Annotated in this window: 33 protein-coding genes; 23 read left to right on the top strand and 10 right to left on the bottom strand. The window is 61.1% G+C overall.

What is annotated here, in order from left to right; genetic code table 11:
• Positions 1 to 765 (top strand): hypothetical protein, encoded by a 765-nt coding sequence (locus tag Q8N40_RS03925; protein WP_305318962.1) that lies wholly within the window; start codon positions 1 to 3, stop codon positions 763 to 765.
• A gap of 202 nt (positions 766 to 967) precedes the next feature.
• Positions 968 to 3,082: an acetate--CoA ligase family protein gene (locus Q8N40_RS03920; protein ID WP_305710875.1), complete on the top strand. Its 2,115-nt coding sequence runs from the start codon at positions 968 to 970 to the stop codon at positions 3,080 to 3,082.
• A gap of 169 nt (positions 3,083 to 3,251) precedes the next feature.
• On the opposite strand, the gene Q8N40_RS03915 is transcribed toward Q8N40_RS03920, so the two are convergent.
• The 3 genes from Q8N40_RS03915 to Q8N40_RS03905 are packed head-to-tail and all read right to left on the bottom strand — an operon-like array spanning position 3,252 to position 6,349.
• Positions 3,252 to 4,058: an enoyl-CoA hydratase/isomerase family protein gene (locus Q8N40_RS03915; RefSeq protein WP_305318960.1), complete on the bottom strand. Its 807-nt coding sequence runs from the start codon at positions 4,056 to 4,058 to the stop codon at positions 3,252 to 3,254.
• 28 nt (positions 4,059 to 4,086) lie between these two features.
• Entirely contained in the window at positions 4,087 to 5,247 is a 1,161-nt protein-coding gene (locus Q8N40_RS03910; protein ID WP_305710874.1) for an acyl-CoA dehydrogenase family protein, read from the bottom strand.
• A 37-nt stretch (positions 5,248 to 5,284) separates the two neighbouring features.
• Positions 5,285 to 6,349 carry an acyl-CoA dehydrogenase family protein gene (locus Q8N40_RS03905; protein ID WP_305710873.1) on the bottom strand — a complete coding sequence of 355 codons (1,065 nt, stop codon included), beginning with the start codon at positions 6,347 to 6,349 and terminating at the stop codon, positions 5,285 to 5,287.
• A 264-nt stretch (positions 6,350 to 6,613) separates the two neighbouring features.
• Here Q8N40_RS03905 and Q8N40_RS03900 point away from each other — a divergent pair, with 264 nt between their 5' ends.
• On the top strand, positions 6,614 to 7,396 hold the full coding sequence (locus tag Q8N40_RS03900) for an SDR family NAD(P)-dependent oxidoreductase (RefSeq protein WP_305318957.1): 783 nt from the start codon (positions 6,614 to 6,616) through the stop codon (positions 7,394 to 7,396).
• 125 nt (positions 7,397 to 7,521) lie between these two features.
• Here Q8N40_RS03900 and Q8N40_RS03895 read toward each other — a convergent pair whose 3' ends face one another.
• Positions 7,522 to 7,800 (bottom strand): GlsB/YeaQ/YmgE family stress response membrane protein, encoded by a 279-nt coding sequence (locus tag Q8N40_RS03895; protein ID WP_305318956.1) that lies wholly within the window; start codon positions 7,798 to 7,800, stop codon positions 7,522 to 7,524.
• A gap of 41 nt (positions 7,801 to 7,841) precedes the next feature.
• Positions 7,842 to 8,429 carry a YidB family protein gene (locus Q8N40_RS03890; RefSeq protein WP_305710872.1) on the bottom strand — a complete coding sequence of 196 codons (588 nt, stop codon included), beginning with the start codon at positions 8,427 to 8,429 and terminating at the stop codon, positions 7,842 to 7,844.
• A 159-nt stretch (positions 8,430 to 8,588) separates the two neighbouring features.
• On the opposite strand from Q8N40_RS03890, the gene Q8N40_RS03885 reads away from it, so the two are divergent.
• The gene (locus tag Q8N40_RS03885; protein WP_305710871.1) at positions 8,589 to 9,596 is read left to right on the top strand and encodes a 2-dehydropantoate 2-reductase; all 1,008 of its coding nucleotides are present in this window, start codon (positions 8,589 to 8,591) and stop codon (positions 9,594 to 9,596) included.
• A 145-nt stretch (positions 9,597 to 9,741) separates the two neighbouring features.
• Here Q8N40_RS03885 and Q8N40_RS03880 read toward each other — a convergent pair whose 3' ends face one another.
• Complete coding sequence (locus Q8N40_RS03880; protein WP_305710878.1) at positions 9,742 to 10,371, bottom strand: hypothetical protein; 630 nt, start codon at positions 10,369 to 10,371, stop codon at positions 9,742 to 9,744.
• A gap of 50 nt (positions 10,372 to 10,421) precedes the next feature.
• Here Q8N40_RS03880 and Q8N40_RS03875 point away from each other — a divergent pair, with 50 nt between their 5' ends.
• The 10 genes from Q8N40_RS03875 (at position 10,422) to Q8N40_RS03830 (ending at position 20,178) form a co-directional block, all read left to right on the top strand.
• On the top strand, positions 10,422 to 10,679 hold the full coding sequence (locus Q8N40_RS03875) for a hypothetical protein (protein ID WP_305710870.1): 258 nt from the start codon (positions 10,422 to 10,424) through the stop codon (positions 10,677 to 10,679).
• The gene (locus Q8N40_RS03870) at positions 10,654 to 12,018 is read left to right on the top strand and encodes an NAD(P)H-dependent oxidoreductase (RefSeq protein ID WP_305710869.1); all 1,365 of its coding nucleotides are present in this window, start codon (positions 10,654 to 10,656) and stop codon (positions 12,016 to 12,018) included. The genes Q8N40_RS03875 and Q8N40_RS03870 overlap by 26 nt, the downstream gene beginning before the upstream one ends.
• Positions 12,019 to 12,209: 191 nt before the next feature.
• On the top strand, positions 12,210 to 12,848 hold the full coding sequence (locus tag Q8N40_RS03865) for an RraA family protein (RefSeq protein ID WP_305319364.1): 639 nt from the start codon (positions 12,210 to 12,212) through the stop codon (positions 12,846 to 12,848).
• A 46-nt stretch (positions 12,849 to 12,894) separates the two neighbouring features.
• Positions 12,895 to 13,266 (top strand): cupin domain-containing protein, encoded by a 372-nt coding sequence (locus Q8N40_RS03860; RefSeq protein WP_305319363.1) that lies wholly within the window; start codon positions 12,895 to 12,897, stop codon positions 13,264 to 13,266.
• Positions 13,267 to 13,316: 50 nt separating this feature from the next.
• Complete coding sequence (locus tag Q8N40_RS03855; RefSeq protein ID WP_305710868.1) at positions 13,317 to 14,276, top strand: tripartite tricarboxylate transporter substrate-binding protein; 960 nt, start codon at positions 13,317 to 13,319, stop codon at positions 14,274 to 14,276.
• Between the two features lie 145 nt (positions 14,277 to 14,421).
• Positions 14,422 to 14,952, top strand: coding sequence for a CAP domain-containing protein (locus tag Q8N40_RS03850; RefSeq protein ID WP_305710877.1), 531 nt, complete (start codon positions 14,422 to 14,424; stop codon positions 14,950 to 14,952).
• A 312-nt stretch (positions 14,953 to 15,264) separates the two neighbouring features.
• The gene (locus Q8N40_RS03845) at positions 15,265 to 16,380 is read left to right on the top strand and encodes a site-specific integrase (RefSeq protein WP_305710867.1); all 1,116 of its coding nucleotides are present in this window, start codon (positions 15,265 to 15,267) and stop codon (positions 16,378 to 16,380) included.
• Between the two features lie 429 nt (positions 16,381 to 16,809).
• Positions 16,810 to 18,996 (top strand): type IV secretion system DNA-binding domain-containing protein, encoded by a 2,187-nt coding sequence (locus Q8N40_RS03840; protein WP_305710866.1) that lies wholly within the window; start codon positions 16,810 to 16,812, stop codon positions 18,994 to 18,996.
• A gap of 56 nt (positions 18,997 to 19,052) precedes the next feature.
• Complete coding sequence (locus tag Q8N40_RS03835) at positions 19,053 to 20,063, top strand: LysR family transcriptional regulator (RefSeq protein WP_305710865.1); 1,011 nt, start codon at positions 19,053 to 19,055, stop codon at positions 20,061 to 20,063.
• Positions 20,023 to 20,178: a hypothetical protein gene (locus Q8N40_RS03830; RefSeq protein WP_305710864.1), complete on the top strand. Its 156-nt coding sequence runs from the start codon at positions 20,023 to 20,025 to the stop codon at positions 20,176 to 20,178. Before Q8N40_RS03835 ends, Q8N40_RS03830 begins: the two co-directional genes overlap by 41 nt.
• Before the next feature lie 54 nt (positions 20,179 to 20,232).
• Here the strand turns inward: Q8N40_RS03830 and Q8N40_RS03825 are convergent, their stop codons facing one another.
• Positions 20,233 to 20,442: a hypothetical protein gene (locus Q8N40_RS03825; protein WP_305710863.1), complete on the bottom strand. Its 210-nt coding sequence runs from the start codon at positions 20,440 to 20,442 to the stop codon at positions 20,233 to 20,235.
• Positions 20,443 to 20,627: 185 nt separating this feature from the next.
• Between Q8N40_RS03825 and Q8N40_RS03820 the strand changes: the two genes are divergently transcribed.
• Positions 20,628 to 21,215 carry a hypothetical protein gene (locus Q8N40_RS03820; protein WP_305710862.1) on the top strand — a complete coding sequence of 196 codons (588 nt, stop codon included), beginning with the start codon at positions 20,628 to 20,630 and terminating at the stop codon, positions 21,213 to 21,215.
• Between the two features lie 174 nt (positions 21,216 to 21,389).
• Complete coding sequence (locus Q8N40_RS03815; protein ID WP_305710861.1) at positions 21,390 to 21,575, top strand: hypothetical protein; 186 nt, start codon at positions 21,390 to 21,392, stop codon at positions 21,573 to 21,575.
• 182 nt (positions 21,576 to 21,757) lie between these two features.
• Here Q8N40_RS03815 and Q8N40_RS03810 read toward each other — a convergent pair whose 3' ends face one another.
• Positions 21,758 to 21,916 (bottom strand): hypothetical protein, encoded by a 159-nt coding sequence (locus Q8N40_RS03810; RefSeq protein WP_305710860.1) that lies wholly within the window; start codon positions 21,914 to 21,916, stop codon positions 21,758 to 21,760.
• Between the two features lie 229 nt (positions 21,917 to 22,145).
• Between Q8N40_RS03810 and Q8N40_RS03805 the strand changes: the two genes are divergently transcribed.
• The 3 genes from Q8N40_RS03805 to Q8N40_RS26660 all read left to right on the top strand — a co-directional run bounded on the left by Q8N40_RS03805 (position 22,146) and on the right by Q8N40_RS26660 (position 23,707).
• Complete coding sequence (locus Q8N40_RS03805; RefSeq protein WP_305710859.1) at positions 22,146 to 22,862, top strand: DUF932 domain-containing protein; 717 nt, start codon at positions 22,146 to 22,148, stop codon at positions 22,860 to 22,862.
• Positions 22,862 to 23,161, top strand: coding sequence for a hypothetical protein (locus Q8N40_RS03800; protein ID WP_305710858.1), 300 nt, complete (start codon positions 22,862 to 22,864; stop codon positions 23,159 to 23,161). The genes Q8N40_RS03805 and Q8N40_RS03800 overlap by 1 nt, the downstream gene beginning before the upstream one ends.
• A 174-nt stretch (positions 23,162 to 23,335) precedes the next feature.
• Positions 23,336 to 23,707, top strand: a complete 372-nt coding sequence (locus Q8N40_RS26660; RefSeq protein ID WP_371135606.1) for a recombination protein NinG — start codon at positions 23,336 to 23,338, stop codon at positions 23,705 to 23,707.
• On the opposite strand, the gene Q8N40_RS03795 is transcribed toward Q8N40_RS26660, so the two are convergent.
• Together Q8N40_RS03795 and Q8N40_RS03790 are read right to left on the bottom strand one after the other, a co-directional pair.
• The gene (locus Q8N40_RS03795) at positions 23,673 to 23,855 is read right to left on the bottom strand and encodes a hypothetical protein (RefSeq protein WP_305710857.1); all 183 of its coding nucleotides are present in this window, start codon (positions 23,853 to 23,855) and stop codon (positions 23,673 to 23,675) included. The two genes, Q8N40_RS26660 and Q8N40_RS03795, sit on opposite strands and share 35 nt — an antisense overlap.
• 187 nt (positions 23,856 to 24,042) lie before the next feature.
• The gene (locus Q8N40_RS03790) at positions 24,043 to 24,432 is read right to left on the bottom strand and encodes a hypothetical protein (RefSeq protein WP_305710856.1); all 390 of its coding nucleotides are present in this window, start codon (positions 24,430 to 24,432) and stop codon (positions 24,043 to 24,045) included.
• 70 nt (positions 24,433 to 24,502) lie between these two features.
• Here Q8N40_RS03790 and Q8N40_RS03785 point away from each other — a divergent pair, with 70 nt between their 5' ends.
• The 4 genes from Q8N40_RS03785 to Q8N40_RS03770 all read left to right on the top strand — a co-directional run.
• On the top strand, positions 24,503 to 25,012 hold the full coding sequence (locus tag Q8N40_RS03785) for a hypothetical protein (RefSeq protein ID WP_305710855.1): 510 nt from the start codon (positions 24,503 to 24,505) through the stop codon (positions 25,010 to 25,012).
• Positions 25,013 to 25,016: 4 nt separating this feature from the next.
• A complete protein-coding gene (locus tag Q8N40_RS03780; protein WP_305710854.1) occupies positions 25,017 to 25,511 on the top strand; it encodes a HEPN family nuclease in 495 nt (164 codons plus the stop codon).
• A gap of 281 nt (positions 25,512 to 25,792) precedes the next feature.
• Positions 25,793 to 25,987, top strand: a complete 195-nt coding sequence (locus Q8N40_RS03775; RefSeq protein ID WP_305710853.1) for a hypothetical protein — start codon at positions 25,793 to 25,795, stop codon at positions 25,985 to 25,987.
• Positions 25,988 to 25,989: 2 nt separating this feature from the next.
• A partial coding sequence (locus Q8N40_RS03770) for a phage terminase large subunit (RefSeq protein WP_305710852.1) occupies positions 25,990 to 26,394 on the top strand: 405 nt, incomplete at its 3' end.

The raw sequence follows: 26,394 nt of genomic DNA, 5'->3' as shown, positions 1-26,394 counted from the left end.
ATGTCGGGTTTCATGAGGCTGCGGCAGATCTGCCTGGTGGCGCCGGCCATCGAACCCTTGGTGGGCGATATCGCCGCCATCATGGGGCTGAATATTTGCTACCGCGACGGCAACGTCGCCAAATATGGTCTGGAGAATGCGCTGCTGCCGGTCGATACGATTTTGCTCGAAGTCGTCGCGCCGTTCCAGCCCGGCACCGCGGCCGGGCGGTTCATCGAGAAGACCGGCGGCCGCGGCGGCTATATGGCGATCTTCTGCTGCGACGATCCCGACGAGCGCGGCGCGCATGCCGCCAAAATGGGCGTGCGCACCGCCAATGTGATCGACCACGCGCCCTATCACGGCGTTCAACTGCATCCGCGCGATTGCCGCGCCGCCTTCATCGAATTCAACCACACCGCCGCAAGCGACAATGTTCTGGGACCTTATCCGCCGGCCGGGCCGGACTGGACAAAATCGATCCGTAAGGATGTGACGCTGGCGCTGACAGAAGTGGAAATGGAAAGCCCGGAGCCCGGGGTGCTGGCCGCGCATTGGGGCAAGATCATCGGAATCCCCGTGAGCACGAGCAGGAACGCCGAGCCCGAGCTGAAGCTGCCCAATGCCAGTTTTCGTTTTGTGAACGGCGCTGCCGACATCATGAGCGGACTGACGTTCAAGGTGGCTGATGTCGCTGTCGTGCGCGATGCCGCCAGGGCCAGGGGTTTTTCGGTGTCGGGCGATTCGTTTGAACTGGGTGGGGTGACGTTCCGCTTGACTACCTGATCTAAACGCGTAGCCCGGATGGACCCAAACGTCAGTAGTCGGCGTTCCCCGGATGCAGTGCAGCGCGCCGCGCTTGCGGCGTGGTGCGCTGCTGATCCGGGGTCCATGCTTTGCTACCATGGGTTCGGCTCTGCGGCGCAGCGTAGCACGCGGCACCGCGTCCGGGACACGACACTCGAACGTAAAGCATAGGACTTCCCCCATGCCTCACCCGCTCGACTCTTTCTTCGCTCCTGACAGCATCGCGCTGATCGGGGCGTCGCGCGATCTGGAGAAGATTCCAGGGCGGCTGTTGTCGATGCTGCGCAAGAATGAATTTCCCGGCAAGATCTATCCGATCAATCCGAACTACACCGATATCGACGGGTTGCGATGTTACAAGTCGATCGCCGATGTCGGCCAGCCGATCGATCTCGCCATCGTCATCATTCCCGCCCGCGCCGTGCTCGGCGCGCTCGAGCAATGCGCCGCCGTCGGCGTCAAGAATGCCGTCATCATATCCTCGGGCTTTGCGGAGGAAGGCGGCGACAGCGCCGCGATGCAGGACGCCATCGTTGCGCTGGCGAAGCGCACGGGGATGCGGATCTCCGGTCCCAATGCCGAGGGGTTCCTGAGCGAGGTACAGAAGGTCGCAGCAACCTTCAGCCCGACCGTCGACGTCAAGCCGGGCCATGTGCCGCTGGTTGCGACCACGCGACGGATCGCCATCGTCGCGCAGTCCGGCGGCATCGGCTTTGCGATCAAGCATCGCGCCAAGGCGCTGGGGGTGGCGATCAGCTATTGCGTCAGCGCAGGCAATGAAAGCGATCTCGGCGCCGGCGAGTTCCTCGATTACATGGTGCAAGATGCCTCCACCGACGTGATCCTGCTGTTCATCGAGGGCATTCGCGACGTCGACAAGTTTCTCGCCGCTGCTCAGCGCGCGGCGGAAATCGGCAAGCCCGTCATCGTGACAAAGGTCGGCCGCTCCGGCGCCGGCGAGCGCGCCGCCGCCTCGCATACCGCCAGCATGGCCGGCTGGTCCGCCGCCTATGACGCGGTGTTCGCCAGATACGGCTTTATCGTTTCCAACGATCTCGACGAGGCCGTGACCATCGCGGCCTTGCTCATCAGCAATCCGCTGCCGAAGGGCGACCACGTCGCCGTGCTCACGGTGTCGGGCGGCGCCGGGATCTGGGGCGCGGACACCGTCGCGCTGCAGGGGCTGCAGGTGCCGGAACTGTCGGATGGAATTCAAGCCGGGATCAAGAAACTGCTGCCGTCCTATGGCGCCGCGGGCAATCCGATCGACGTCACCGCGCAGGGCGTGCATTCCGGCGGCCTGCAGAAAAGCATCGACCTGCTCAGCGTGTCCGATGAAGTCGATGCCATCCTGGTGGTTCTGTCGTTGTCGAGCGACACGCGGGTGCCGTTCAAGCAGGCCGAGTTGAAGCCGGTGATCGATGCGCGGCACAAGCCGATCGTGTTCTATTCCTACACGCTGCCGTCGGCTTTCGCGCGCGGCGAGTTCGCGGCCTGCGGCGCCGTGTTGCTGTCGGGACTGACACATGCCGGCGTCGCGATGCGGCGGATGGTTGAGCGCGCCCGGTTCAAACTGGCGCCAAGGGTCGACGCGGCGGCGTCGCCGCGGCGCGATCTCTCCGCGCATCTGAAGTCCGCCACGCTATCGGAATTCGACAGCAAATCGCTGCTGCGCGCGGCCGGCATCGCGGTGCCGGACGAAGAGCTGGTGACGGAAAAGAGCGGGCTCGATGCGGTCGTCGCCCAGATGAGTTTTCCGCTGGTGACAAAAATCCAGTCGCGCGACATCCCGCACAAGAGTGAAGTCGGCGGCGTGCGCGTCGGTATTGCGACCAAGGGTGAGGCATTTCTGGCCTATGATGCCCTGCTGAACAACGCGCGGCGGCACCGGCCGGATGCCGAGATCCAGGGCGTGCTGGTCGGGCCGATGGCGAAAAAGGGCGTCGAGATCATCGTTGGCACGCTGTTGGATGCGACCTTCGGTCCGATGATCATGGTCGGACTTGGCGGCGTCACCACGGAACTATTCAGGGATGTGATCTACCGGCCCGCGCCGGTGAGCGCGGTGGAAGCCGGCGCGATGCTGGCGGAGTTGAAGGCAGCACCGTTGCTCGACGGATTCAGAGGTGCGGCGAAAGCCGATGTACCGGCGCTGTCGCAACTGATCGCGCAGATCTCGGTGCTGGCGGCGCAACAAGCGAGCGGGATTTCGGAGATCGAACTCAATCCGGTGCTGGTGCATCCGGAAGGGCAGGGCGTGACGATCGTGGATGCGCTGGTGGTGAGAAAGAAGTAGCGCAGCTTTATCCGCGAGTCGTCCCCGCGAAAGCGGCGACCCATACGCCGCGGCGGAACTTGTTGCAGAAGGTCTCTAACGCCAGCGTTCTTGCCGAGTGGTCACGGCGTATAGGTCCCGGCTCAGCGCTCGCGTTGCTCGCTTGGCCGGGACGACGTCTTGTGGAAACTCACCGACCCTTGAAATTTGCGACCCTTCGCTCGGCGGTCGCTTTCACGCCTTCCTTGAAATCTTCGGTCGCGCGGAGGCGGGACTGTTCGGCGAGTTCGTGGTTGGTGGCGGCGAGCACGCGGTCGGCGAGGCCGGCGCGCATGGTGGCGCGGGTCGAGAGCAGGCCGAGCGGCGAGCATTCGGCGATTTCGGCGGCAAGCTTCATCGCCTCGGCGCGAACCTGGTCCTGCGGCACGCAGAGATTGGCGAGGCCCATCTTGGTGGCTTCCTCGCCGGTGACGCGGCGGCTGGTGTAGAAGATCAGTTCGGCGTTGTTCTTGCCGACCAGTTCGGGAAGCGTCGTGGTCAGCCCGAAGCCGGGATGGAAGCCGAGTTTGGTGAAGTTGGCGGAAAAGCGCGCTTCGGGGCAGGTGACGCGGAAGTCGGCAGATACCGCGAGGCCGAGACCGCCGCCGATGGCGGCGCCCTGAACGGCGGCGACGACCGGCTTCTTGGCGCGGAAGATGCGCACCGCGTGCAGATAGAGACTGTTGATCGAGCCGAGGCTGTCGGCGGGATCGCCCTTGGCCTCGGCGGCTTCCTGCGCCTGCCGCGCCGGATCGCTGAAATTGGCGCCGGCGCAGAACGCCTTGCCCTGGGCGGCGAGCACCGAGGCGCGGATCTCGATATCCTTGTCGAACTCCTCCAGCGCGTCGGCGATCTGGTTGATCAGAGAGATGTCGAAGAAGTTCAGCGGCGGCCGCTGGATTTCGATCAGGCCGACGTGGCCGTGCTTCTCGACGCCTATGTCCGTGAATTTTGTCATGAATGGTCCTCGATTGAATTGAGTTGGGTCAGCGCAGCCCGAGTCCGCGGGCGATGATGCCGCGCAGCACTTCGGTGGTGCCGCCCTGGATGGTCAGCTTCGGCGCGGTCTTGATCGCGAACGACAGCTGGTGCTCCAGCGTCTCGCGGTTGCTGGCGTTCTCCTCGACGAAGGCGGCGAGGTCGCGGACCCGGTGCGGCAATTGCTGCTCCCAGATGGTGCCGATGTCCTTGACGATGGAGGCTTCCACCACGGGCTCCTTGCCGGCCTGCAGCATGCCCGCGACCGACACCGACATCCGCCGCATGGTGTGCAACTGTGCGACGAGGCGTCCGATGCCTTCGGCGCTGCGGGTGTCCGGCTTCGGTCCGACCGCGCGAACCAGTTCGGTCAGCACGTAATAGGTTTCCAGAAAGCGTTCCGGCCCGCTTCGCTCATAGGCGAGTTCACTCGTCGCCTGCTTCCAGGCGCCGTCGATTTCGCCCAGCATGTGATCGTCGGGCACGAAAAAGTCGGTGAACACCACCTCGTTGAATTCGAACTGCCCGGTGATCTGGCCGATCGGATTCACCTGGATGCCCGGCTGCTTCATCTTGACCAGGAATTGGGTCAGGCCGTGGCGGCGGTTTTCCTTGGTCGGCGGCGAAGTGCGGAAGATCGCGATCATGTAGTCGGCGATATGGGCGGACGAAGTCCAGATCTTGGTACCGTTGATCAGGAAGCCGCCGTCGGTCTTGGTCGCCTTGGTCTTGGCGGCGAACAGGTCGGAGCCGGAATTCGGCTCGCTCATGCCGATCGCGAAACAGACCTCGCCGCGGCATATCCGCGGCAGGATGTCCATCTTGATGTGCTCGGGCGCATACTTCAAAAGCACCGGTCCGCTCTGGCGGTCGGCGACGAAGAAACGGCGGGTCGGCGCATTGGCGACGCGCATTTCCTCGGTCACCACATAGCGCTCGAGAAACGAGCGCTCGTGGCCGCCATACTTCTTCGGCCAGGTCATGCCGAGCCAGCCGTGCTCGCCGACCCTTCGGGAAAATTCCGGCGCGTCGGTGTCTTCGCGATTGGGCTGGTGCGGATCGAAGGTGCCGGCCGCGATTTCGTCGGCGAGGAATTTTCGAACTTCCTTGCGCAGTTGCTCGCATTCGGGCGGCAGGCGGATCGGATCGAAACGAAGGGCTGCGGTCATGGCTCAAGTCTTTCGTGCAGACGAATTTTGTCAGGTATCAGCGCGACGCTACCAGCGGCCATAGCTCGTCGGCGCCGCGGTCGGCGACCAGTTTGCCGAGTTCGACCGCCCAGTAGCTTTCCGAACCGAAATCGTCGCGCCAAGCCAGCGCGCGAAGGGAGTAGCGGTGCAGGATATGCTCGACGGTAAAGCCGATCGCGCCGTGCACCTGATGGGCGATGGCGGCGCCCTTTTCGGCGGCTTCCGAGCAGCGGATCTTGGCCGATGCGGCTTCCAGAAAGAACGCGTCGTCGAACGAGGTGCTGTTGGCGACGGCATCCGCTGCGGAAGTCGCCGCCGCCAGCGCCGCCGCCGACTCGCCGGCGAGTTTTGCGAGGTTGTGCTGCACCGCCTGGAATTTCGAGATCTTTTTCTCGAAGGCGACGCGTTCGTTGGAATAGCGCACGCTGATGTCGAGCATCGATTCCAGGGCGCCGGCTATCTGCAGGCTGCGCGCCACGCCGCCCATCAGCATCAGCACGGTCTGGTCAAAGCCTTTCGGCGCCGGCTTGATCGTGATCGGCGCAACGTTGGTGAACGTCACGGTGTCGCTGGCGTCGCCGCCAAGTCCGAGGCCGGCCTCGATCCTGACCGAGGCGGCATCGACCAGCGCGATCGAGAAGCCGTTGCCGCCGGCGGCGAGCACGGCGATATGTTTTGCAACCTTGGCGAAAGGCACGCCACGGGCGCGGCCGCTCAGCGTGCCGTCGGCGTTGAGCGTGATGCGATCCCGGGGGCTCGCGGGCGCCACCGTCATCTCGCCTTCGGGGGAAGCAATCTTCGCCTGCGCCAGCAGCCATCCCGCCAGCATGGTCTCGGCCAGCGGCACGGCCACGGCAAAACGCCCGGCCGCACTCAGCACGGAAAAACCTTCGGCGAGGCTGGCGCCGGACCCGCCCAGATCGTCAGCCACCCAGGACAGCGGCAGGCCGGATTCGGTCAGCGCCTGCCACAGCGGCGCCTTCCAGCCGCCGTTCTTGTCGCGGTTGATGGTCTGGGCGTCGGCGAGATCCGCGAAAATCTTCTCGGCGGTCTCGGCAACGATGTTCTCACTCTCCGCCACAGCGTTTCCTCGTTTTGATTGGCTTGTCGCCCCGGTAGTTCCGCCGGGCTCAGATGCGATCTTTTCTTGCACCGCATGATGAGGAAAAGCCACCGCTAAGACAAGCACCTGTCTCCGCAGGGCCGCCTGCAAGGCCGGCATGCAGCCATGGTTGCCGAAACCATGAATTCCGCCCAGTGGAGTTTGGCGGTTTTGCAGGTATTTGTCCGCGCGATATGGTAGATCGCGGCCCGGATCGAACAATCAAAAAAGAGGAAATTTCGGATGTCCAGGGATGGTTTGTGCGCAGTCGTCACCGGTTCGGCGTCCGGCCTCGGAGCCGCGACCGCGGCCATCCTGGCCAAGGGCGGCGCGCGTATCGTGGTCAACTATTCATCCAGCGCGAAGGAAGCCGAGGCCACCGCCGATCTCTGCCGTGCCGCCGGCGCCGAAGTGGTGGTGGTGCAGGGCGACGTCTCCAGCGACGAGGATTGCAAGAAGATCGTCGCGGCCGCAGCACCCTGGGGACGGCTCGATGCGCTGATCAACAATGCCGGGATCACCAAGCACGTCGCGCATGCCGATCTCGACGGATTGTCGGCGGAGGATTTTCAGCGGCTGTTCGGCGTCAACACCATCGGCCCGTTCCAGATGGTCCGGGCGGCGCGCGGCCTGCTGGAGGCCGGCGCCAAGGCGTCGGGCCGCGCTTCCGCCGTGGTCAACGTCTCGTCGATAGCCGGCATCAGCGGCATCGGCTCGTCGATCGCCTACGCCGCGAGCAAGGGCGCGCTCAACACCATCACCTATTCGCTGGCGCGCGCGCTGGCGCCGCTGATCCGCGTCAACACGGTATGCCCCGGCTATATCGACACGCCCTGGTTCACCAAGGGCCGTGGCGAGGCCGGCGCCAAGGCGGTGCGCGACAGCGTGATCGCGCGGGTGCCGCTCAAGGTCGCCTCATCGGCGGACGATATCGCGCAACTGGTGTGCTTCCTCGCCACGCCGGGCTCGAGCAACATGACCGGCGAACTGGTGCGGATGGATGCGGGCCTGCATCTGATTACATGAGATTCGCGGAACGTCATTCCGGGATGGTGCGTAGCACCAGACCTCAGGTGCGCAACTGCGCACCGGGGTATCTCGAGATTCCGGGTTCGATGCTTTCGCATCGCCCCGGAATGACGGCTAAGCCGTCACCTGTTGCCGGGATCGGAAATCATCCGCCTTGCCACCAGCCGGTTCCAGATGAACAGCACGACCAGCGCGCCGATCGTCGCGGTGATGAAGCCGGCGCCCTGGTCCGGGCCGTAATGGCCAAAACTCTGGCCGATCAGGGTAGCCAGAAATGCGCCGGCGATGCCGAGCACGGTGGTCAGGATGAAGCCGCTCGGATTGTTCGGGCCCGGCGAAAGAATCCGCGCGATAATTCCGGCGACAAGGCCGACCAGGATGACCCACAGGATGCCGCTCATTTCTGTCGTCCTTCTCTAACGTGCATGCTGGCCAATTGGCATCAGATCCATTTCGACAATTCGCTTTCGGACGGCAACCGTCCTTCCGGCGTCAGCTGGTCGATCACGCCGGGCAGATACTGGCTGAGGCCGCTCAACAACTCGTCGCGCGACAGGCCGGTCTGCGACGTCAGCGCATTGATCTGATCGATGCCCAGGGCCTGGCCGAGATCGCCGGGCGCGATCGACTTGTTCTCGCCCTTGCCGACCCATGAATCCGCCACTTCGCCCTGGCCGTGCTGCTGGAATTGCTTGAGCAAATCGCCGAGCCCGCCGGAGATGACGGTGCCGGCGGCGGCACCGCCGAGCAGGCCGCCGAGGCCGCCCTTCAGCAGGTCACCCAGACCGCCGCCCATGCCGCCGCCGGGAAGGCCGGCATTCACCGTGTTGGGTGAGGGCGCCGGAACGCGGGCCGGGGCAGTCTGGGGCTGGCCGCCGCCGATGTGCTTGACCGCCTTGTAGGCCAGCAAGGCCAGGATCGCCATGGTGATCGGCGACATGCCGCCTTTGCCGCCCTTGTCCTGTGCGTCCGCTTTGCCGGGGCCGCGCGGGCCGTTCTGCATGCCGTTGAGTATGTCGAGTAAACCCATTGTCGTCTCCTGCCGCGAGCCAGCCCCCGGGCGACAAAGATAACGGCGCGCCATCGCGGTTACAAGCCGCGGCCGGAGGCAGAGGCGCGATCGCAGAGCGACGGGCATTCGCGACAAAATTCTGCTATTTGAACGGGAGCTGAACGAGGGCGGGGCGCGATGACGGCAGACAGATTGATCGGCGTCGCCGGGGCCGGCAGCATCGGCTGCTTTGTCGGCGGCATGTTGGCGGCGGGAGGCCGCCAGGTCGCCCTGCTGGCGCGGCCGCGCGTGATCGCCGAGATCGAAAGCAACGGGCTGCGGCTGACGAGCTTCGAGGGCCTCGACCGCAGGATTGCGGCGGACCAGCTGACGCTGTCGGAAAATCCGTCGATTTTCAACGATGCCGGCGTGGTGCTGGTGACGGTCAAGAGCGCCGATACCGCCGGGATCGCCGATGTCATCGCGCGACACGCGCCGCATGATGCGGTCATCGTCTCCCTGCAGAACGGCGTCGGCAATGTCGGCGTGCTGCGCGCGCGGTTGCCGGGGCGAATCGTGCTGGGCGGCATGGTGCCGTTCAACGTCGTCTCGGTGGGCCAGGGCCGGTTTCACCGCTCCACCTCGGGCGACATCGTGATCGAAGCGGATGACGAAGCCACTGCGGCGCGGCTTTCGGTGCCGGGACTGAAGCTGCGCGCGACCGACAACATCGCCGGCGTGCAATGGGGCAAGCTGCTGGTCAATCTCAACAACGCGCTCAATGCGCTGGGCGGTCTGCCGCTGCGCCGGCAGCTTTCGCAGCTGAAATGGCGCCGGCTGTTCGCCGACCAGATGGCGGAGGGGCTGGCGGCACTGCGGGTTGATGGCATCGCGCCGGTGTCGTCGACGCCGGTGCCGGCGAACTGGACGCCGCATCTGCTGCGGCTGCCGGATTCGATTTTCAGCATGGTGCTGGGCAGGACGATGAAGATCGATCCCGAGGCGCGCTCGTCGATGTGGGAAGATCTGCAGCGCGGACGGGCCACCGAGATCGACTATCTGCAGGGCGTCATCACCGAAATTGCCGACCGCCACGGACTGCAGGTGCCGCTGTCACGCCGCATCGTGGCGCTGATCCGGAACGCCGAGCAAGCCGGCAAGGGCTCGCCGGAACTGACGCCGGAACAGATCCGCGATGCGCTGTGAATTGAATCAATAGTCTCTCAACGAGTCGTCCCTGCGAACGCAGGAATCCATAGCCTCCGGCGCAAATTGTTGAAGAAGATATCTGCCGCAGTGCCTTATCGAATCGGCGCGGTGTACGGGTCCCTGCGTTCGCAGGGACGAAAGCTCAGCTTCGTTTCGCCGTGTTCGGCGGCGGGTTGAACAGCTTCTTGATATCCTTGATGCCTTCGGAGAGTCGCGGCCACTCGCAGGAGAAGGAATCCCTCACGCAATTGGTGGCCCTGGTCCGTGTCCTCACCTCGCCGGACCTGACCTCGCCGGATCTCGGCTCGCTCGTGGCGGCGGCCTGTTGTTGTCTGACCGGATTGCCCTTGGGCAACGGGACCTTTTCAACGTCGCTTTTCAGCGAGGCCTGCTGCACTTGTCGATGCCTGGCCGTGAAGGCGGCGGCGATGGTGGAGCGACGCTCCTGCTCCAGATACGCGATATACTCTTCGTCGATCTTCTTCTGCTCTTCCGGCGTCGGATTCGGTCCCGCGATATCGAAGTGCCGGTTCTGCATGAAATCGAAATAGGTGTAGCCGCCGCCGGGCTTGCGCCGGCCGGCGAATTTGGAATGGCAGTCGCCGAGCCTGGATGTCTTTTCTTCCCTGGTCGACGCCTTCTCGGCGCTGTCGGCGCATGACTCGAAATCGGCCGGCTTGCTGCTCCACCACTGCGCCTGCGCGCGCAGCGGTGTCAGCACGACGCAGGCCGCGAAGGTTGCCATCAGCAATGTGGAAGTGCGTGACACCATCACCGGCGATTTTCCGAAGTTCTCAAGACAAAACACCCGCGACACAATCCTTGCTGATTGTTGCCATTATTGGCACCCTTGTCACCCCGGAACCGGGCATTTTTCCGGCACTCATTCTGGCATGCAGGATTTGCGGCGAAATCCGGGTACATCGGCATCGCACTGAAATTGCAGCGAATATGCCGATTGTGTCGGAAGGCGGCGGTTGGCGCCCGCGGCCGTTGCCGAATATAGTCGCGCGGCTGGCCGATCTCGATTCCGAATTCCCGCAGGAGACATCCGATGAATCTTTTCAGCAAGCTGCGTGAGCGCGAGGCATCGGGCCGGCCGCTCCGGATCGGCTTGATCGGCGCCGGCAAATTCGGATCGATGTATCTGGCGCAGGTGCCGCGCACGCCGGGTATTCATCTGGTCGGGATCGCTGATCTTTCGCCAGCCAATGCGCGAGCCAACCTCGCCCGCGTCGATTGGCCCGGGGAACGGTATTCCGCGTTGTCGCTTGACGACGCCATGAAGACGAAAACGACGCATGTCAGTGACGACTGGCAGGCGCTGGTGGCGCATCCGGAAATCGAGATCATCATCGAATGCACGGGAAATCCGCCGGCGGCGGTGGAGCATGCGCTGGCCGCTTTCCGCCACGGCAAGCATGTCATCAACGTCACGGTGGAGGCGGATGCGTTCTGCGGGCCGCTGCTGGCGCACAAGGCCGCCGAGGCCGGCGTGATCTACAGCCTGGCGTATGGCGATCAGCCGGGGCTCGCCTGCGAATTGGTGGATTGGGCACGGACCGCCGGCTTTCCGGTGGTCGCCGCAGGCCGGGGCCATAAATGGTTGCCGCAGTATCGGGAGTCGACTCCGGACACCGTCTGGAGCCATTGGGGCCTGACGGCGGAGCAGGCGAAAGAGGGTGGCCTCAATCCAAAAATGTTCAATGCTTTCCTCGACGGTTCGAAGCCGGCGATCGAGAGCGCGGCGATCGCAAACGCGACGGGCCTCGAGGCGCCCGACGCGGGACTGAGTTTTCCGCCGGGCTCGATCGATGACATACCGACCCTGATGCGGCCCAAAAGCGAAGGCGGCATCCTCGACCGCAAGGGACTGGTCGAGGTGGTTTCATGCCTGACGTCAGACGGCGTGCAGATCCCCTATGACATTCGCAAGGGCGTCTGGGTTTGCATCGAGGCCGACACGGATTACATCCGGCGCTGCTTCAAGGAGTACAGCGTCGTGACTGATCCGAGCGGGCGCTACATGAGCATGTACCGGCGCTGGCACATGATCGGGCTGGAACTCGGCATCTCCGTCGCTTCGGTGGGGCTGCGCAACGAACCGACGGGTGTGGCGACCTGCTTCAACGCCGACGTGGTGGCAACCGCCAAGCGCGACCTCGCGCCGGGCGAAATGCTGGATGGCGAGGGCGGCTACACCGTGTTCGGCAAGCTGGTCCCCGCGGCACGCTCGCTCGCGCAAGGCGGTCTTCCCTTGGGGCTTGCGCACCATCTCAAGCTGGTGCGGCCGGTCCGCAAGGATCAGCTGTTGAGCTGGAACGACGTTGCCATCGATGAGACCCTGCCGGCGTTCAAGGCGCGGAAGGAAATGGAGACGATATTTGCGCCCCGGGGCGCGGTCGTCAGCGCGGCATAGGGTATGATGGGCGGGGTAGATGGTTTTCTGAATATCAGCTATTGAATGATTGGTTCAGGGCGTAACTTGACCTCACCATGGTGGTGGCTGCAGATGTCGCGCCGGAGTCGGAATGCGACAGCAGACCATGCTGCAGCTACTCCAGGAGCACGCGCCGGAATGCGCGTCGAAATGCCAGAGGAACCATTTCAATGAGCGTCACCACGGCCATGGAAAGCGTGCCGAAGCCCGCGCCCGAACTGATCGAGGCATTCAGGAGCGCGCCGACCTGTATCATCAGCGACAATCTGGCCCGGCTGCCGGGCGCGGTGGGGCTGCGCCAGTTCCATCGCTCCGGCCGGCTGGTGGGCACCGCGTTCACCGTGCGCACCCGGCCGGGCGACAATCTGGCGATCCACAAGGCGCTCGAACTGGTCGGGCCGGGTGACGTGATCGTGGTCGACGGCGGCGGCGACGAGAGCCGGGCGCTGGTCGGCGAGATCATGAAGAACATCGCCGAGCACAGGGGCGCCGCGGGCTATGTGATTGACGGTGCCATCCGCGACGTCGCCGCCTTCGCCGCGTCCGATTTTCCGTGCTTCGCCCGCGCCGTCATTCACCGCGGGCCCTACAAGAGCGGCCCCGGCGAAATCAACGTGCCGGTGTCGATCGGCGGCTCCGTGATCTCGCCCGGCGACATCGTGGTCGGCGACGAGGACGGCGTGCTGTCGTTTCCTGCCGCGATCGCGGAAACCTTGCTCGGGGCGGTCCGTGCCCAGCTCGCGCGCGAAGAGGAAACCCTGCTTGCGATCCGCGAGGGCCGCTACCAGGGCTCCTACGCCAAATCCTGATCGACACGAATCGATATTGAGAACAAACGACATTGAGGAAATCGCGATGAGTCAGAAAGCCGAGTTTCACAATCTGGACAATCCGCATGACGGCCTGTTTCGCGAGCTCGCGGCGGGCGTCACCACGCGGATTTTCGCCGGCGAGCATGCCATGCTCTCGGTGGTGACGCTGGAGCCGCATTCGGAAGGCACCCGGCATCATCATCCCGAGGAGCAATGGGGTGTGTTGCTCGATGGCTCGGCGATCCGGTTTCAGGGCGATGAGCAGATCGAAGTGAAGAAGGGCGATTTCTGGCGCACCCCGGGCAACGTGCCGCACACCATGCGGGCCGGGCCGGAAGGCGCGCGCGTGCTCGATATCTTCAGTCCGCCGCGGCCGGAATACAAAAAGCCCGGATCGGGCTTCGGCAATTCATAGGCCTGCGAACAAAAAAAGCCAGGCGCAGCAACATTCTGGAGGGAATAGCCATGCGGAAGATCACGAGACGTACCATGCTGGCGGCGTCAGCCGCCTTCGCCGTGGCGCCGGCGCTGGCGCAGCAGGCCAAGAACATGACGCTGGTTGTGCCTTTTCCACCCGGCGGTTCCACCGACGCGATGGCGCGGCTGCTGCAGGCCCATCTGCAAACCAGGCTCGGCCGCACCGTGCTGGTCGAGAACAAGTCCGGCGCCGCCGGCTCGCTCGGCGCGGTACAGGTCGCCAAGAGCGCGCCTGACGGCATGACGTTTCTCGTCACCTTCGATTCCCACGCGGTGATACCCGCCATTCTCGAGAAGCCGCAGCTCGACGTCGAGAAGGATCTGGTGCCGGTGTTCCTGATCGGCACCGCTCCCTATGTGATCGCGACCAATGCCAGCCGGCCGTTCAAGACCTTTGCCGACGTCATAGCGGCGTCGAAAGCCAAGCCCGGCTCGATCCAGTACGCCTCGGTCGGTATCGGCACCCTTGGCCATCTCGCCATGACGATGCTCGCCAAGCAGGCCGGCGTCGATATCGTCCATGTGCCGTACCGCGGCGGTGGCCCGGCCATGAACGACGTGCTCGGCGGCCATGTCGATCTGATCGTGGGATCGGCGGCGCTGGTGACGGCGCAGCTCGGGCCCAACCTTCGTCCGCTGCTGCAGCTCGGCCGCGAGCGGCTGCCCTCGCTGAAGGACACCCAGACCTCCATGGAAGCCGGCTTCCCGGATTCCGAGACGCTGGCGTGGTGGGGCATTTTCGCCCCCACCGGCACGCCGCCCGATGTCATCGCCAGCATGGCGAAATCGGTCAAGGAGATCCTGAGCGAGCCGGCGATCGCGACGCAGCTGCGCGAAACCCAGCAGATGTCGCTGCTGCTGGCCGACGCCAAGGACTTCGGCATCTTCTTCGCCAAACAGGTCAGCACCTGGGGCAAGGTGGTGCGCGACAACAACATCAAGGCGTAGGGCCTGATCGGCCGCGATCGGCAATCCGCCACGCTTTCGCTTTGATGCGTTGTCAGGACGTGAACAGGCAGCCCCCCGCGCTTCAGGCGCGGGGCTGCTGCGTGCAAACGTTCCAGACACTCACTGGCGAGGCGACCCGGACGCAATGAAAGCCTTGTTCGCCACGGTTCTCTGCCTGCCACTGTGCTTTTCCCACCCGGCATCCGCGGAGCCGTCGCCCGCATCGATGATTTCCGGGTTCCGTGCGAAGCAGGGCGAGGGAAGTGTCGTCATCGATGCGACCCTGAACCGGATTGCCCTGGATCAGGCCAGGGCCATGGCCGCCAGGGATAAACTCGATCACGACGTGCTCGGACCATTCAATTCGAGAATGGCGCCGGCAAAAGCGGGACGGGCTGCCGAAAACATTGCGTATGGCCATGAGGATTTCGCAAGGACGCTCGACCAGTGGATCAACTCGGCGGGCCATCGCAAAAATCTCCTGCTCCCCAAGGCCTCTCGCGTCGGCGTCGCCAGCGCCAAAAGCGCCACCTCCCGTCGCACCTACTGGGCCATGGTGATCGCCGGCGATTATGAGGCGCCGCGGCCCGCCGCGGCCAGGAAGGCCGTGGCGACGACCGAAAGCAGAAAGCCCAGGCAATCCTGCCGGATGACCGTCCTCGGTATCTGCTTCTGAAGCCAGGCCATACGCCACGCCGCAACTGGGCGCCAGGTTTCGTCCGAAAACGCCATGGCCATGACCCGTAGGGCTGGCGATCACCCGCCCGCTTTGATATGAACCTGCCAAGCTCCCGCGCAGTTCACGCGGGGCTTCGGTCCCGTAGCTCAGCCGGATAGAGCGACGGTTTCCTAAACAGTAGAAGGCACTTTCACCACGGTGCTTCATACTGCAGCATAGCGTCCGTTTCTTCTGACATTTCAATGTGTTAACTCGGGTCTGGTGTGCCTCACTGCACCACTGCACCCCACGCACAGGGATGTCAAAGAGATGCCAAGCATTGTTTTCTCAGACGTGGGTTTGCGCGCGATCGAACCGCCCGCAAAAGGAACGGCCGACTACTGGGACACGAAGTTCAAAGGCTTCGGTGTTCGCGTTTCTCAGGGCGGCACCAAGACATTTGTTCTCAACATTCACAAAGCGCGCCGATCACTCGGACGCTACGGCATTGTCTCGCTCGCAGAAGCGCGCGCCGAAGCGAAACGCATCCTCGCGCAGAAAACACTCGGACACACACGACCGCAGTCGATCACCTTTACCGCGGCTTTCGATGCGTTCATCGCCGAAAAAGAAAAGTCTCGCCGTGCTCGCACGATCAAAGATTACCAGCGGCTCATCAATCTTCACTTCCGGTTCAAGGGCCAGCTCTCGGAAGTAAAGCACGGAGACATTGAGCGCCGGCTTGTCAGGATCAAAAGCAAGTCCGAGCACAATCACGCCCTGCAGAACGCGAAGACCTTCTTCACCTGGGCGCAGAAGCGGCGTTACATCACCGACAACCCTACGGTCGGGTTCTCGCCGCACAAGATCGCGAACCGGGCTCGCGTGCTTACCGACGCCGAGTTAAAATCAATCTGGGAGGCGACCGCAGAGCCGACGATCCATAACTCGATCGTTCGCCTGCTCATTCTCACCGGGCAGCGCAAGGGCGAGATCGCCAAGCTCATCCCGGCTTACTACTCACATAATCAACAGACGATATGTCTACCGAGCGAAGTAACAAAAAACGGAAGGGAGCACACGCTACCGATTGGGTCGACTTGCAGATCCATGTTGGCGAGTTGCTTATCGACGGCAACTACACCATTTCTATTCCCTGCACGCGGGAAAACAGACTCGCCATTCAACGGCTGGTCAAAAAGCAAGGCCGCGCTCGATAAGGCGTGCGGTGTCAAAAATTGGCGGCTGCACGACATCCGCCGAACATTTCGGACCCTGCACGGAAAGCTCAAGACGCCGCCCCATATCGCGGAACGCCTGGTCAACCACATCAGCGCCCAGACCGACGTGGAGATCATCTACGATCAGTACAAATATCTGCCGGAAATGCGGGAGGCGATGGACAACTACGAGGCCTACCTCAAGAATATTTTTGCGGTGCGGTAGCTATGGAGCGCCATGGTTAAAGAGCCGGATTCGACTCTTTTCAAGGTCCCCCATACACTTCCAACGCTGCTAGTGGCCTAACCCCACTGTGGAGCACCGGTGTCTCTGCGAGGAGATCACCGATGAACCATCAAGTGAGATTACCGCTCTACCTCTCGTGGAAAGCGTTGAAGCAACTTCTAGGATGGCCCATTTCTCGTGTTCACACTTGGAGGCTGATGTATGACCCGCAGTATGCTGAGCGACGGTTTCCGCCGTGCCACAAACTGGGTCCTCATCGCAGCAGCCGCCCTGTTTGGTACACACCGGATGTCCTGGAATACTTCAAGCGGCACGGTCTAACCGTCCCGGAGAACGTCGTGTTTTCCTGACGAGACCAAAAACGAGGACGGAGGTGGCCACCTCCGTCCTCACCTTTTTGGAGGGATTGTGCATTTAGAGATCGGCAAATGCGCTCAGTGCGGCCACAAGCTGGATCACGGCTACGAACGCGATTTGTGCAACACAGCGCTCGATCAGTACGCGACCCCAATTCACCGCCCGTACTTTTGCTCTGAGGAATGTTCAGAGCGCGCGATCAATCTCGCCAAGATCAATGCCGACCTCGATCGGAACGAAGATAGTCTCGAACGCGAGGCACAGTACCAGGCAGAGCATGACGACTCCGAAGACTTCGATGCGCGCGCGGAGCGATACCTCGCCAGCCGTCGCAAGATCGAAGCGGTCCAGGCCGAGCGTCCTGCCTTCTTCACTTCTCAGGTTGCCGCTGCCTACGGCACATATTTCCGACGGTACTACGAACAGAAGTCCCACTCCGACGCGGAGGCCAGGGCAGAAGAAAACGAAAAGGAGAGCGCCAAGCGCAGCGCCGAGATCGCGAAGGAGTCCGCGAAGGCCGCTGCGTATCGCGCGCAGTACGGCCAGGACATCCTCACCATGATCCCCGATACGGAGCCGGATTACGACCTCGCTCGCAGCTATCTCAAGGAATACCGCCGGCCGAAAGACCCGGACGCACGGGTTACTCTCTATCTCATCGAGATTGTTCCCGATGCATACGAGGCGATCACTTACCTTTACCGGGTCTGCATATCGAAGGTGATACGAAAGAGGCTCCGGGAGTACCTTCATTGGCCGCTCGACAAACCGTTCACGATCGAAGAAGAAATCGCGGCGATCAAGAAGATAAAAATCCGACCACTCGAATTGGTGTTCAAAATATTCTACGGAACGCCAATTCTCGACATGCTCACCGAGATCGTATCGATTACCATTCCGGACAAAACCCGGTTTGAGCACACTCACATTCTGGGCGGCACCGGATCCGGCAAGACCACGCTGATGCAGCGCGATTTCATTGCCGACATCAGGCGAGAGAACCCTCCCGGTCTGATTGTAATCGAACCGAAGGGGATGATGTGCGAGCGCCTCGCGAAGCTCGAAGTATTCGACCCCGGTACAGGACGTCTCGAAGATCGCATCATCATTCTGGATGCCACCGATCTCGACGGATTGCCCGCGCTCAACCTGTTCGCGCCGGTCAATCCGAATCTGCCGCAGAAGGTCCGCAACCGGATCATCGCGCAGACCATTGACCTCATGGAGTACGTGTTCAGCGGGGCCGATTTCAAACTGACCCCGAAGCAGTCCGTCGGCTTCTCATTCGTGGCCCGGCTCATGTTCAACGTGCCGGACGCGAACATCACGAAGCTTTTTGAGCTCATCGAAATGACGCCGAACGAATTTTATTCCAGCGAGTTCGCAGCGGCACTCGAACACCTGGACGACGGCACAAAACTGTTTTTCAAAACCGATTTCTTCGGAGAGTTCAAGGAGACGAAGGCACAGCTTAAGGGCCGCCTGTATCTCATCCTCCGCAGCCCCGAACTCATGGGAATATTCAACGCACCAACCCGCTCGATCGATTGGTTCGACGCGATCCAGAAGCGCAAGATTATTCTGGTCAACACCGGCAAGGAACAGCTCGGGACCGGGGCGAGTACGATCTTCGGCCGCTACGTCATCGCTTCCGTCATCGCCGCAGTCGGTGGCCGAACCGTCATTCCGCGCGAGGAATGGCATCCGACATTTATGATGGTCGACGAAGCTCAGTTGTTCATGGACGAGAACAAGACCCAAGACATGCTTGCCCTTGTGCGAGAATACTGCCTCGGGATTACACTCGCTCATCAGCAAATGACCGGCCTCCCGTTAAACGACAACATCCGGGCATCGATCTCGACGAACACGGCGATCAAGTACGCTGCCGGCGTTGAGGCGGGCGATCTCTCCAGTGCAGCGACCGACCTTCGATGTGACAAGGAATTTATCCGGGCTCAGCGGGTCGACAAGGACACCGTGAACTTCGCCTGCTTCGTGCGCAACCTCGGTCTGCCGACATTCCAGTCGATGGCACTCCGGGGCAACACGGAGCGAGAGCCGCAGATGGCCCAACTTTGCTACGAGCGGCTCATCAGGTGGAATCGACGTCGGGTGTGTCCGAGCTCGGCACCGTGGACCAAACCGAAGTTGGCATCAACGGCGGCACTATCTGTACCGACCGCACCTGCTTCCCCGAGAACACCGGACCCGGAGCCGAGCGACGATTTCGCATAAATATTTTTGGAGGCGAGTTACTCCACCAATTGCCATGGTGCCCGCTGTGCACCGTGGTGACCTTCGACATTCTGCGAGCCGTGTCATACTTCCATTGTATGGACGGTCACTCTCAACGCTCTCGCAGTCGCGCCTCGACAGAGTCGTACTTCAACCCGCGGACGGGTGAGTTCGTTGAACGTCATATCCGTGACAGCGACATCGACCTTCTGAAGCTTTTCGCTCGGCACCGCTATCTGTCCGCTCCCTATGCCGCGGCTCTCTTGAACCGATCCGAACAGGGCGTCAGTCGTCGCCTCCGATCGCTCAAGGAAAAGGACGTAGGCCTAGTCAAGCTCTGCGAAACGCAGCGCGAGGACCGGAACCTCCGAACCGTGGGCTTCCTCTATTACGACATCGACGCTGCCGGCATCACCCTACTGGCCGAAGAGGGGGTGCACATCGTTCCTCCAAAAGCGCCGAAGAACTTTGTTCACGCCCTGATGGTGCACCAGATCATCGCCTCGTTCGCAATTGGTGCAGTGGGTCGCGATGACATCCGTATCGTCTATGAGGACAACCAGCGCCTTTTGCTCGGGCAGCGAAACGGTAAAGACCATTACATGATCTCTGACTATCCCCGCTTTGCCATCGAACGTACCGCCGACGGGAAGCGCCGGGAGATCCCGAGTATCGAGGCCGACACCGCGTCCGAGCCGATCGAGAGCTACGACCGGGAACGCTCCGCCATCTGCAATAAGTTCGACGACTACATCTATGCCCTGGAGAACGGACTGTTTCAGAAACAGTACGATGTGCGAACGTTCTTTATCCCATTCATCACCAGGAATGAACGCCGGATGCAGTCAATGATGGACTGCCTCGCCGCCAAGACTGAGCGCAAGAAGGAATTGCGCCGATATTTCCTCTTCAAAACACACCCGACGCTCAAGTCACGGGAGAACCCGCGCGCAAGCGGGCACATGTTGACGGAACCGTGGAAGCGGGTCGGGAACGCCGACCTCTACCTAGACAAGGAGAACACCAGTGCTCGACAGCAAACTGACCAAGATAAAGACGCTCATTGAGCAAAAGGAGAAGATCGACACGCAGCTTGCCGAGCTCATCGGCGAGACCGAGAAGCCGAAGCGCGGCCGACCGGCGAAGAAAGATGAGCCGGCGGCTGCTACAATCGAGGAATGAGCGGAACATCGAACAACTAAAGAGAGAGCCCGGCATTCGCGCCGGGCTTTTTCGTTACTGTTCACTGACGAACTGCTCAGCGCGCTCCAGGACCTTGGCGGCGTTGAGCAGGTCACCATGACCGAACTGGTCCGTGTCCTTCCACTCGTCGCCGTCCTTGTAGGCCTTGGTCAGGACGACGTTGAAGAAGTCGTTGTTCTTCCAAACCGTCGCTGTGACGTAACCGAGCCGGAACTTGGCTGCGGGCTTCTTGCTGTCTGCCATTGCAGTGCTCCTTTCCCGCAGGGTTGCTGTTGTTCGGTGCGGGTGGCGAGCTGCAGCCCGCAGTCGTCTCGAAACGACTGACTACTTGCCGTCGCAAGCAGCCCCCCATCCGCATCGAACCCTACAATGAGTGTACCACGGCCGGAGTGGTACAATTCAGTGAGGCTCATTGACAGGAGGCTCACATGGCCAGCATTTTCGAGGAGGTCCGTAACGGCGTAACGATCGCACAAGCTATCGATTATCTCGGTTTAAAGGCGACCGAGACCAAGGGGGACCAGCTCCGGTTTGCCTGTCCCAAGTGCGGCGGCACTGACCAACGCACCCTCAGCATCAATCTCGTCAAGGGCTTTCGCTGCTTCGCCGGTGACAAAAAGGGCGACGACGCAACCGCCCTGGTCGCGCATGTGCGCGGCATCCGTAACGGTGAAGCCGCCCAACTATTGAAGGATCATTTCCTTCGCAGTTCCACCGAAGCCCGGCCTGCGAGGGTCGAGCCGAAGGGGCGGGGAGACGCGGCAAAGTCTGTCGACGTTTCCCCGCTTGAGATCCTTGGCATCGACGACGACGTTGCCGAACGGCTCGGCATCGTGATCGAGGACGGCAGGATTTTGTTCGAGCAGCGCGACCCTATGGGCGCAAAGCTCGGCACCCTGGCACTCGCTACCCGAGAGGATATGCCGCTTGTTGAGTGGATCGCGGCTGACATCACGAAGGCCCATGCACCGAGCACTCTTCAAGGTCTGTGGCGCGTCGTTAAAGGCGGCGCGTGATACATTGAGAAATGCCTGCCCGGCTGCCCCGTTGCGAAAGCAGCGGGGCTTTTCTTTGCGACACGACGCCGCATCCGTTTCGCCATAGCTCACCACCGCGCCCCGGTCACGGTGCACTGGATTGCTTTACCCGCTCCATGTGCAGAATAGGCGTCCTCCGTAGGAGGACAGCAAATGAAAGTCGAATACACCTGTTTCGCAAAAGAGCTCGATGCACGCCTCCGTGGCCGGCTCTTGCTCGCGACGCTCATGCGACTTGAAAACTCGGGCAAGGACCACGGCTATTTCATCTTCGCCGGGTGGACCGCGAACTACCTCATGCATGACGGCGTGCTGACGATCGGGATCGATCGGCCATGAGCGACCCCGGCACCGACAAGATCTACACCGAATACAAATGTGAGCGTGGACACAAGTGGCACCGGTATTGGAGCAAGCCACCGTTCCTCCGCGACTACGGGATGAACTGCCCGCATTGCGGCCGGCTCACTTGGTACAGATACAAGTTCGACAACCGGACCGATCGGGACTGAATGGTACGATTACGAGCGGCCTTGAAGAGCAAAAGCAATCAGCCCGATAAACTCATCAATCCGCTGCATCGTGCCGCTCCCAAAACTGCTCCGCTCCGGCGGGGCTTTCTTTTCAACTGGTACAATGACCTTGGACAAAAAGGAGGAGGCAATGCGCGCACCGATCAAGCTTATCTGTAACGGCGACGACTGCAATGCAGAGATCACGCATGATAATTGTTGTCACGCGATCATCCTGGGCATCGTGTACCGGTTCTGTTGCGAATCTCATCGCACGGCGTTCCGGCGAAAGTTCACGCAATTGCAAGGACGCTTCAAGGAACCGAGCCCCGCTTAGCGCGGGGTTTTTCTTTGGTACTATTAGGAGCGTTGTTCTTTCACAGAAAGGAGAGCGCTCATGTCGCTCATGCTTCATGCCGGGGCGAACCCGGTCTCTTACGATGAACTACGCGCCGTCACTCTGCCGGCCGCAACCGCTTCGCATGTTCCCGTGGCTCACCACGAGATCGTGGAGCTCATGCGGTACACCCTTGGCTTTCACCAGCACGAGGTTGCCGAGGAGCATCACGCGATCACACCAGACGGCGCCAGGTACTTCGGCGTGCTCTGTCTCCGCAGCCCGTACGGCGATTACACCGACATGCTCGGCCTGAGGAATAGCCATGATAAATCCCTTCCCATCGGGATTGCGTTCGGCTCGCGCGTGTTCGTCTGCGACAATCTCGCGTTCTCCGCCGATCACGTCATCAAGCGCAAGCACACCATCCGTGCAAAGCGTGAGCTTCCGGGACTTCTCTCGGAGATCATCATCCCGCTCAAGGACCAGCGCATTGCACAGAATCAGCGTCTACTCACCTACCGTGAGACGGCGTTGAGCGATGCGGAAACAGATCAGGCGATCATGCAAATGCATCGTCGCGATCTGATCGGCGTCCAGGCTATCGGCAATGTGCTCAAGGCCTACGAGGAACCGCCCCATGATTGGGGCGACAAAACCGCGTGGCGCTTGTTCAACGCCTCTACCTTCGCCCTCGCCGGCAAGGTGGCTGAAAAGCCGGACCTCACGAAGCAGCTTCACACCGTCATCGACGGAACCTGTGAACGGCTGAACTGATGGCCTGGTATCGCAGGCACTACACATGCCCCTGCGGCATATCGTGGTGGGACGAATGGTCCTGCCTCTGCAATGACCGGTGTCCTAAGTGCAACCGGGAGATCGAGCCGGACGATCACGAAGTGGTGGAGGCGGAAGTGAGGGAGATCGAATACGAGTTCACTTTGCCCGACGGCACCAAGCGATACGAGTTCGTTGATCCTGACGCAGGCTACAGCGTCATGACTCAGGTCGGCATGTTCATGGCGATGCACGGCGCAATCATTGCTCTGCCCGTCAAGGACAAACCGAACGACTGACCATCAATGCGATTCCGTGGAACTGGAGCAGGGTCGAGGCGCGCTGGCGGGGAAAGCCACCTGTGCGGCCGTCCAACCGCTGCACTGAAGCCCGTGGAGAGCTGATGACACCCGAGGTATTGATAGTCACAAGCCCGCGCAAATGCGGGCTTTTCTTTTTGGTATAATTCATGAGTGAAAAAGCCTGCTCTATGGACGAGCACAAAAGCCGATCAGATATTCTCTCGATGGATACGCGCCCGCGACAAGCGCTGCTTCTTTTGTCCCAATCCGGGTACCCAAAACTCTCACTTTTGGGGCAGAGCAAATTCAGCAACCCGCTACGACCCAGAGAATTGTGATGCGGCGTGCGGCGGCTGCCACATGCGGCATGAGGGAAATAAGCAGGGGCTCTATCGGGAAAAGAAAATCGCTCAGCTTGGGAAAGCCAAGTACGACGCGCTACAGAGGCGCGCCTACTCGATCGTCAAGCGTGCTGACGCTATTCGCGAATTTCAGGCGTGGTACGAAACTAATCGTCATCTTTTGTCAGCAAGCCTTGGGTGATGCGCTCAATGCCGGCCCCTGCCAGACGAAACGGCGACATCAAAATGTAGGTGATTGCCACCAGAGTGAAACAAGTAAGCGCATAGCAGCCTTCAACGACGGCCGTGGTTGTGCCGCGTCGCAGGGTCAACGAGTTCTTTCGGCTCATGTCAGCTCCTTCACCAGTATAAACAAATGAAATGGCGGCGGAGTGAATAGCTGCGAAGTATCAAATATCGGAGCTGACCAGGTGATTTGAGCCGATTCGCACCTTGGGTCAAAGCTATTTTTGTGCACCGCGCAAGCTGCTGTGTTCGCTGCCAGAATCTCGGCGTATGCACTTCTGCATACCTCGTTCAGATCGCCAGCACCACGATTGCAAATGCGATGAATGAAACGATTGCGATGGGCGTATTAACGAGCGACATCACCGGCGTCGGGAAGCGGAAGGCAAACAGCTCGATATTCTCAATCACCATCGCCAGGATAAACGGGATGACGTAGAGCGCCACTGCCGGCATCCACCCGAGCCGATACCACACGTAAATTGTCAGTCCGATCCCAGCCCATGACATGATGCTTGCCGCGAACGACATCAGCAGTGGTCCGGGTATGGCGCTCCCGGTCATGTTCGGGTTTTCGTAGTGAAGGCGCTGCATGTAGAAGCTGGAAACGTTGAAGACCGTCTTCCAGACAATCGCCCACCCAAGTACGCCCAGCATCAAGCCAGAAATATAGCTTTCCATTTGCGCCCCCAACCCGGCTACAATCTATGCGATAGTGCGGCCCGATTTTCAACAGCGCTCGGGGGTGGGAATGGCGAAGAAGGCGAAGAAGACGGCTGGAGATCGACGCGGTAAGGGCAAGGACTATGACGACCGTTCGGACATAGAGAAGATCCATACTCAGTGGCACAAGCTCACCGGGCTTCATAACCGCTTGGAGTGGTCGGCCGCAGTCATCCGGGCAGCCTCAGCCTGCGAGATCGCGGCGAACCTTGCGATCCGCGCCGAGTATGCGGACCGCTCGACCTTCAGCACCAAGTATGTCGATAAGCTCCTCTATTGGGCCAACGGTCTCAATAACAAGATGGACAAGCTGCTTCTTCCAATGCTGAGCGCTGCGGAGGCGGTGGAATTTGCTGGCCTCAAACCACTGGCCAAAACTGTCTATGAGCAACGCAACAAGATCGCTCACTCGGGCATTTTCTTGGACGAAGACGAATCCAAGGCGGTCATCGAAGCTGCACGTCAGTTCATCGAGAAGCTGGTCAAGATTTACGACAGCTCATTCAAACTGAAAGACAGGAAGGGTTACGGAGAGTGAAGCGATGAAGAAGTCACATCCGTTGGTGATGGAGCCGAGGAACGACCCCATCGGCTTTGCAAAGCGGTCCCAAGAGAACCTTCGGATCATCGAGGAGAGTTTGGCGGACAAGGGTGAGGGGCACGTTGTGACACAGCTCGTGCAATCCCTGCTCGCCTACCTCGTCTTCCCGAAAGAGCGGGGCTATTACACCCAGCTCAACAGCATGCAGCTCTCCACGCTTGAACAGAACGGGTGGCCACGGCCGGAGCAGATCATCGGCACGACCAAGGATGCAGGCGACCTGATCCGTCACATGCGTAACGCCGTGTGCCATGGCCTCGTCGTCTTTCACGGGATTGGCCCGGATTCGTCAAACTCGCGCAAGCTTGAGGAAATATTCATTGAGTTCTCTGACAGGCCAAAGCCCGGCGCAGACATCAACTGGCAGGTGGCGATCGAGGGCGTAGACCTTCGCCGCTTCATGTTCGAGCTCATCCACGAGGCCAACAACAACTGATGGTTGAGTGTCGTGATAGAATTGTCCTATGGACGATCGCGCGATGATTGAACTTGAGCGCAATGCGAATCCGCTGTGTTTGTGCGGACGACTTTGGAAACCTCGACACACGCCTTTAGGCGCTATTCGTGAGTGTCCGGGCTGTATGCAGTCGGTGAGCTACTGCAAATGCGCGTGCACGTGCGGGCAGATGCACTGAATAAATATCTAATCTATCTATGGCTAAAGGAGGAGCGCGACCAGGAGCAGGACGACCAGTAGGCAGCACCACGCTGCCGAAATTGCGTGACCAGCTCACTGATGCTCAGGTCAACACACTCGTGAAGACGGCCGTCGAGAAAGCTGAGGCTGGCGACAGCATCCTCCTCAAATTCATGCTTGAGCAGATTTACGGCAAAGCACCGCAGCCGCTCACCGGCGACAAAGACAATCCTGTCTGGCTTGCAGGCGTGGAGATCACCGTCCGCAAAAAGTAAGTATGGATGGCGTCAAAGTCACCTTCGAGGTTGGCGACGATCACCTGCAGCTCTGGGAGCAAAAGGACTGGCGCTATGCCTTTCTTATGGGCGGACGAGGTAACGGCCGTTCCGGCACCGCGTCTCGGTATGTAACTTCCCGTCTTCTCGGAAAGGAATATACGCGCGGCGCCATCATGCGCGCGGTCAAGGAGGACATCCGCACATCCTGTTGGCAGGAGATCATGGACCGCGTTGAGGAGCAGGGCATCCGTGACGCGCTCGACATTACCGAAAACACGATGCACATGGGCTTCGGTGTCAACAGCCTGCAGGCCCATGGCTACAAAGCAGGCTCGGGCAGTCAAACGGCAAAGCTCAAATCACTCGCCAACTACAATCTCATTTGGAACGAGGAAGCAGAAGAG

Origin of the sequence: Bradyrhizobium sp. (assembly GCF_030693485.1) — a bacterium.
Taxonomy (GTDB): domain Bacteria; phylum Pseudomonadota; class Alphaproteobacteria; order Rhizobiales; family Xanthobacteraceae; genus Bradyrhizobium.
This window is presented reverse-complemented; position numbering and strand designations above follow the sequence as displayed.